The following is a 5,721-nucleotide window of genomic DNA, read 5'->3' on the forward strand; positions in this document are numbered from 1 at the left end:
AAGCCGTCGTGCACGACTTTCCGAATAGCCCGGTAGCGCCGCAAGCCCGCGCGCAACTAAAGGTATTAGGTATCAATGTGCCGGGGACGACGACGGCCAAGAAGCGCAGGCCGGCGCAATAAGCAACTAGTTACACCCGACTGCGTTAAGGGGACGGATTATAGGATCCCGCGCGCAATACTCTGCCGACGGCCGCTAAATCCGCATTCTGAGCCGCGACGGTAACGGAGCTGGTGCTCCGGAAAAGAACCTTCGAATGCTTTTTCCCGCGCGAGGAAGCGGAATACACCGCTCCGTGACCGTCGCGGCTCAGAATGCGGTATTTGCACCGCCCAGGGTGGCCGCAGGCCATATCTTGTTCATACGAATCGAAGAAAGTCCGACACCGCTGCACTTACATCGCTAGACCATTCGTGGCCGGAACTGGACTCGAAGGTAGCAACCTTAACGCCGCACTTCCGCAAACGCTCTGCATCTTTCGCGAATTGCTCAGCGGAATAGAGATGATCGTCTTTACCCCTCACGATAAGCGCCTCTGGAATCCGGCCTAAGCTAGACGCCGTTAACTCCGGCGGAACGTCGCCGCCTACCGCAATCACGCCGGCAACTGCGGGCGCCGAATATGCCGCGGCACGAAACGCCATTGCTACCCCTTGCGAGAATCCGGCGAAGACAAGTCCCGGACTAATGGACCATGTAACTTCGATCTCGGCAATACAAGCCGACACATACTCGATGTTATCGGCAATCGCCGCTTCCCGATCCTGTCTTGTCATCCAGTTCGCGACTACCTTGCCCGTACGCGTTTGATAGAAGCGGTTGAGCGCCTGAATCGACACGCATATCCATCCGCCGCTCTCGGGAATCGCGCGAAGGCGCTCCATCTGCGTCTCCGCGTCCTCCGCATAGCCGTGAAAACCGACAAGCATCGGCGCGGGCCCCGACTGGGAAGGCGGGACGACCAAGTACCTGCCGCGGACCTGTGTTGCTATCGAGCTTTCAATCACCTTGCGAAGTTATCTGCCTACAATCGGATAACCCTGCCACAAGTATTCCAAAGCCTCGGGAAGGGTCTGTTGCTTCACCGCGCGATCGGTGTGCCCGGCGTTGCGGGCAAATACAAACTGGTAATGATAGCCCTTGGCGGCCAGCACTTTGGCCATGTTTTCATTAGCGACAACCCAGTCATGCATGTTGTCCTTCATGATATTCGGGCCGTATAGGTCGCGGTCGCCGACTTCCATCCAGAGACGAATCGGCTTCACGGGCGAGTTCGGGATGAGCGACTTATGGAACTCCCACGCGCCGCCGGGAGTCGCGGGGTTCGACGGCCACTGCTGGTTGACATAGGTTCCGGAGTAAGTCAGGACGCGATGATATAACTCGGGGTGATACCAGGCCATGATCAACGCGGCGGAGCCGCCCGAGCTGCCGCCCATGGTGGCGCGACCGTCGGGATCTTTGGTCAACTTCACGTTATATTGCTTCTCGACCAATGGCAGCACTTCGGTCTCGACAAACTCCGCATACTTCCCGGACATCGTGTCGTATTCGAGGCCGCGCTCGCTCCCTTGAGCGTCTCCGCTGCCGTTGCCGATCGAGATCGCAATCATGACCGGAACCTTCTTCTCGGCAATCAAGTTATCCAGAGCCGTGAATAAGGCCCGGTCCGGCCCGTCCGCTCCCACAATGAACGGCGCGGCCGTGCCGGGAACATACTGTTTGGGAACATAGACGGCGAGCTTGCGCGTATACGGCGCGGGATGGCTGGTTGTCAGGATCAGCTTCGCAGGGTCGTTCGGATCCGGCGTCCCAAAGGTATGAGGCTCGCGCGCAATACCGGGATACATCTTGCTATCCGTCGAGTTCATGGTGAACTCAAAGACGCTGCCTTGCGGGACGCCTTCATGCACGGTCATCTCCGGCGCGGGATTGTGGGTCGGGCCGATGATGAAGTTGCCGTCCGCGGTGGGCGGAGGGTTGGTCCCATCCGGTAAGTCGGTGGCTTTCACGTAGCCGGGAGTGTTGGGATCGCGCGTGGGCGGAACCGGACGGGCAGGCGGGGTTGTGGCAGCAGGCGGAGGCGGCGCCGCTGGCGCTTGAGCTCCTGCAGGATGCAGACCTGCAATCAGTGCGACGAGCAACGGGGCGAATCGAAGACGGGACATTGATGACGATCATACTCCGCCGTTACTTACCAACAGGCAAAAAGGCTACCCCAAGCTGGGTCGAGCCCCTCGGAAGGCAGCGGTAACCGCGGCTGACGCGAGCGCACCGGCGCGTCTGCATTTCGTCTTGCCGGACAATGTAATCGCAAGAAGAGCGGTCAAACCCCGACCGTTAAAGGCGTGTTCCCATTGGATTTTAGTGAACGCCCCCGGCGCGCGTGGTGTCTTATAGGCAGGAGATCGCGGTGAACAAAGAGCCGGGGCGTTAAGCGAGAACAACGTCGATGCGCGAGCCGGGTCCTGAGAATGGGAACTTCGAACGAGCCATGCGTGAATCGTACCGATTGGTCTATCAGGTCGCGTATTCGGTGCTCGGAAATGCGGCCGACGCCGAGGAGGTCGCGCAAGATACGTTCCTTACCGCCTACAGGAAGTTTGACCGCCTGCGGGATGGGGGGAAATTTCGGCCTTGGGTTGCCCGGGCCAGTTGGCGGCTGGCTTTGAACTACCGGAGGGGAGCTACGCGGGCTATGGGGCGGGATGGCGCATGGGTGGCCAATCAAGCCGCTTCCGAAACTCCCGAGCGGCAGGTGTTGGATCGGGAGTTCGAGACCCGTTTGAGGGCGCAGGTAGATTTATTGCCGGATAAATTGAAGGCCGTGGTGCTGTTGATCGGAGTGGAGGAGATGGACGTTCGGACTGTCGCTGGGATTTTGGGAATCCCGGAGGGGACAGTGCGGTCGAGGCTGCATCTGGCGCGGCGTCAGCTCTTGCGCGAGGGGTCGCAATGAGGAGCTGTTCCAACTGGGCGGACGCAATTATGGATTGTGCCCTGGGCCAAACGCCTGAGCCCGGCTTGGCGGCGCATCTCGTGATCTGTCCGCAGTGCCGAGACGCGTTGCAAGCGAGGCGGGAGATGGCGGAGCGCATGGACGAGGCTTTCCGTCGCAGCACTGCCGTCGAGCCCCCGTCGTACGGACCGGAGCGAGTGATGGCGCGCATCGCTTCAATGCCCCGGACTTCAAAGCCCCGGCCAACCGCGTGGTGGAAATGGCCCGCGGTTGGAAGCGCGGCAGCGATGTTAGTCGTGGTCCTGATCGCGATGGTGATGTGGGTGCGGCGTCCAGCGCCTCAGACTAATTTCGCCGCGCTGTCCGCGTGGCGCTCACCCACCCAGGCGCTGCTGCGTCCTCCAGTGGCGGCCGCATGGGACACAAAGCCAAGGCTAGGGGGAGAGTTCTTCAAAATTAAGCCTTCGGGAGAAATGCATGCTCAATAAGTTACGTTCGCCGGCCGCATCGTTTTTGATTTTATTTTCATCGTTCCTTTTCGCCGCATCGCTCGGCGCGCAGCAACCGCCGAATCCCGACCCTTTGAACGATCTGTTGTTTCCCCCGGAACTGGTGATGGAGAACCAAAGCGCGATTAGCCTCAGCGACGCGCAGAAAAATTATCTCCGTGCGGAACTGTTGAAGGCGCAAACCCGCTTCACGGAATTGCAATGGCAACTGCAGTCGGACATGGAAGGATTAACGGGATTGTTGAAGCAACCGAAGGCCGACGAGGCTCAAGTGCTTGCGCAACTCGATAAGGTCCTGGCGTCGGAGCGCGACATCAAGCGCGCCCAGATCGCGCTGCTGGTCCGCATCAAGAATAATCTGACCGAGGAGCAGCAGCATCGCCTGCAGGCCCGGCGCGCCGAATCGAAATAACCCGTTATGCAAACACTTAGTCGATTCTCCATCGCTTTCTTGATCGGGGCCGTTTGTTCCGCTCAATCCACTGCGCCGCCGGCGCAAACGTTCTGGTTCGCTCCCATCACCCCGGAGGCTTGGAACGAGGGAATCGGCTCCGTCGATTACCTCGATCTGTTTGCTCCCGGCGCAGCCTGGACTACCGCTTCTTCGCGGATTCAAGTCTTCAAGATGTACACGCAGATGCTAAGCACCACCTTTCCCGGTTATTTCCCCGACGCCGCGCTGCAACAGATCTTCTCCTACCTGAATAGCAATCACATTGCGCTAGCTGTGGAGTTTCCTCCTTTGACTCCGACAGCTACCTGCGGGATGGGAGTTGAAGGTTTTGCGGGAGAGACAGCGCTCCCGGTGGCTGCCCGCATCCAGCAGTTGGGCGGCAATCTTCAATACATTGCTTTTGATGAGCCCTTCTTCCACGCCAGCTCCCTGTACACCGGACCCAACGGCTGCCAGTGGACCCCCCAACAAATTGCGGCGAACGCGCTCCAGAGCCTCAACCAGATTCGAACCGTGTTTCCGAATGTGATTGTGGGAGACATCGAACCCGTTCCCGCCGGCGCCAATTGGCTTAGTGAGTACACGGCGGGGATGGATGCATGGCTCGCCGCGGCGGGCGCCCCCTTCGCCTTCTTCCACTTCGATGTAGACTGGCTGGACAATTGGGCCCCTGCCGTGGAAAGCCTGCGCGAGGCCCTTCAGCAGCGCGGCATTCCCTTCGGGATTATCTACAACGGATGGACAACGGACTTATCGGACGCCAGCTGGATAGACGATGCGGAGAACCACTACGTCGAATGGGAAGCGCAAGGCGGCGGCACGATACCCAACCATGTGATTTTCCAGTCCTGGTACCCCTATCCGACGCATGTTCTTCCCGAGGCGGATCCAACAGCCTTCACGTATCTCATCGACAGCTACTTCCGGCAGCGAACCAAGCTTTCACTCAATATCGTTTCTTCGCAGGCGACCGGCCGCTTGGCCGACAGCCAGGGACAACAGATCGCTTCCGCACCGGTTACACTGACCGCGCAGGCCACCACGGGGTCGGGGACTGTAGCGAATTATGTTCTCAGCGGCACGGTGCCCCCCGCAATTACACAGGCGGTCATTCAGATCTGCGTCAATCAATGCAGTGATGTGGGCACTGCCGACATCAATGTCTACTCGTTCCAATACGCCGGCTCCAACGGAAAGACGAGTTTGAATTTTGCGAATGGGCTTGCGGGTTGGGGAGTCGAGCCGAACGGCACGGCGGTGGTTCAACCGAGCTCCGATGCCAACGGTACATCGATTCTTATATCCGCTACTTCCACCCAACAGACCTATGTGAATTCCGTCCCCATAACTGTGGTTCCCGGCGATAGCTACAGTCTGACAATCCAGGCCCGCATACCGCCTTCCTCAGTGGGCAGCGGATACTTCGCGCTTGTTTTCCTAGGTGCCAACGGCGTAGAGGTCTCAAGAACCGCGCTCAACTTCGCACCGCCCGTCTTGACTCTCGGAAGCTCGCAGACCGGTAGCGACGGCGCCTACAGCATTTCCTTTTCACCCTTAGCCCCGGGAGGCTTTCAGTTGCAGGCGGCCTACAGTGGAACCGACGCGCTTTGGCCTGCGTTCGCAAGCGCTCCGCTTTCCACCACCCCTACGATTCCGCCGAACGGCATTGTCAACGCGGCGGACCTTAAGGTTGAACCTTTGCCCCCGGACACATGGTTCACAATCTTCGGACAAAACCTCGGGAGCGCGGCTCAGTGGACCAACGCTGACACGTTTACACTTGGGGGCGCCGGCGTCAC

The 5,721-nt window shown here is 59.4% G+C and carries 6 protein-coding genes; 4 read left to right on the forward strand and 2 right to left on the reverse strand.

Annotated features, from left to right (window positions below; genetic code table 11):
• Positions 1–359: 359 nt before the first annotated feature.
• Both H1Y01_RS17640 and H1Y01_RS17645 read right to left on the reverse strand, forming a co-directional pair.
• Positions 360–929 carry an alpha/beta hydrolase gene (locus H1Y01_RS17640; protein ID WP_180541863.1) on the reverse strand — a complete coding sequence of 190 codons (570 nt, stop codon included), beginning with the start codon at positions 927–929 and terminating at the stop codon, positions 360–362.
• Between the two features lie 87 nt (positions 930–1,016).
• Entirely contained in the window at positions 1,017–2,168 is a 1,152-nt protein-coding gene (locus tag H1Y01_RS17645) for an alpha/beta hydrolase (protein ID WP_180541865.1), read from the reverse strand.
• A gap of 326 nt (positions 2,169–2,494) precedes the next feature.
• Between H1Y01_RS17645 and H1Y01_RS17650 the strand changes: the two genes are divergently transcribed.
• The 4 genes from H1Y01_RS17650 to H1Y01_RS17665 all read left to right on the forward strand — a co-directional run.
• Positions 2,495–2,959 (forward strand): RNA polymerase sigma factor, encoded by a 465-nt coding sequence (locus tag H1Y01_RS17650; RefSeq protein WP_180541867.1) that lies wholly within the window; start codon positions 2,495–2,497, stop codon positions 2,957–2,959.
• Between the two features lie 218 nt (positions 2,960–3,177).
• Positions 3,178–3,447 (forward strand): hypothetical protein, encoded by a 270-nt coding sequence (locus tag H1Y01_RS17655; RefSeq protein WP_180541869.1) that lies wholly within the window; start codon positions 3,178–3,180, stop codon positions 3,445–3,447.
• Positions 3,437–3,880, forward strand: a complete 444-nt coding sequence (locus H1Y01_RS17660) for a Spy/CpxP family protein refolding chaperone (RefSeq protein WP_180541871.1) — start codon at positions 3,437–3,439, stop codon at positions 3,878–3,880. Before H1Y01_RS17655 ends, H1Y01_RS17660 begins: the two co-directional genes overlap by 11 nt.
• A gap of 6 nt (positions 3,881–3,886) precedes the next feature.
• On the forward strand, positions 3,887–5,721 hold a 1,835-nt coding region (locus tag H1Y01_RS17665; RefSeq protein WP_180541873.1), incomplete at its 3' end, for a hypothetical protein.

The sequence above is a fragment of the Nevskia soli genome (assembly GCF_903970205.1).
Lineage (GTDB): Bacteria > Acidobacteriota > Terriglobia > Bryobacterales > Bryobacteraceae > Bog-113.